The 1162-nt window shown below is 43.6% G+C and carries 1 protein-coding gene and 1 pseudogene; one reads left to right on the top strand and one right to left on the bottom strand.

Annotated elements, in window-relative coordinates; translation table 11 throughout:
* Window positions 1–197 precede the first annotated feature (197 nt).
* A complete protein-coding gene (locus QT994_RS27695) occupies window positions 198–491 on the bottom strand; it encodes a DUF3288 family protein (protein ID WP_333180346.1) in 294 nt (97 codons plus the stop codon).
* A gap of 375 nt (window positions 492–866) precedes the next feature.
* On the opposite strand from QT994_RS27695, the pseudogene QT994_RS27690 reads away from it, so the two are divergent.
* Window positions 867–1109 (top strand): annotated as a pseudogene (locus QT994_RS27690) (transposase family protein); the annotation flags it as partial.
* Window positions 1110–1162: the final 53 nt, after the last annotated feature.

Below are 1162 nucleotides of genomic sequence, written 5' to 3'. Positions count from 1 at the left end.
ACAATAGCATCTATAACTGGATGGGATTACATTTTGTCAGCCCTAGCTACTGTTGCATGATTTTTGAAAATTGGTATAACTTGAGGCGAGCGCAATGCACTTGAATATTCGTAGACGCACGGCCCCTCAGAAACCGATTTTTTTACGAGAAGACGCGTTACAGCCCGCAGAAACAGCCAGAAACTGGGTTTCTCAAGTTATACCCAATCTTCTTGATCGCTTTTTTGTCGCCTGTAAACCTCACCTGTAGCGTGAATTTTACGCGTTTTTTGGTAAAGACTTTCTTGGGTATGATTCCATTTTTGCAGGACTTTTTTTAAGTCGGATTGGATATCTCTAGCGCCTGGAAAGCCTCGGTAGCGAATTATTAATCTTGCTAATTCCGATAAATTGTAGTCCGTTGCTTCTGAGGCTAATAAAGTATTGACACTGGCTCGATCGCGCTTGTATTGCGGATGCTGCTGATCTTGAGTTTTTTCTACTGAATCCATTCTATTTATATTTCCCAATCATCTGAAAATGTTGCTACAAGCAACCGCCACCCAAAGGCGCGGACATAAATAACTACAGGGCTATTTCATTCTAGTTGAGTAGTGGATATATAGCAATCCTAAGTGATTTTCTAGATTTGTAAAATCTGAAAGTCTTGCTATACAAGAAGTCTAGGAAGACAAGAGGGCGTTGTGTTGTGAGACTCAGATCGGATTGCTATAGTAGTAAAGTATCGTACTCATGCACGGGAGCTGCTATGTCTCAACTTGCCATTGTCAAAGCCTTTGCAGACTTGCCTGACACCCGTCGCAAGGCAGGACAACGCCATCATCAAGCGCTGTGTTTAGCCTTATTTACCCGCTTCAGTCGCTGCCGGGAATCGGGGATTTCTGGCTATTGGGGATTGGTTGAGTGCCCATCACTCTCAATTAGTTGCTTTATTTCAACCGCCCCTGGGACGTTTACCCTCTTACAGCACGATTCGCCGGACATTGCTGCGGTTAGAATATCAGGCTTATTCGGGTTGTTTGTCGAGGTTCTTCGGGATTCAACCCAAACCCGGAGAAACAATTGCGACAGATGGCAAAGTGTTAGGGAGCGTGTCACTTTTGCGCTAAGTATAAATACTTAATAAGAGGAAAATAGTGGCTTTGAGCCATTGTTGAGCAAA

The organism is Microcoleus sp. S13_B4, from assembly GCF_036700885.1.
Classification (GTDB): Bacteria; Cyanobacteriota; Cyanobacteriia; order Cyanobacteriales; family Microcoleaceae; genus Microcoleus.
This window is presented reverse-complemented; position numbering and strand designations above follow the sequence as displayed.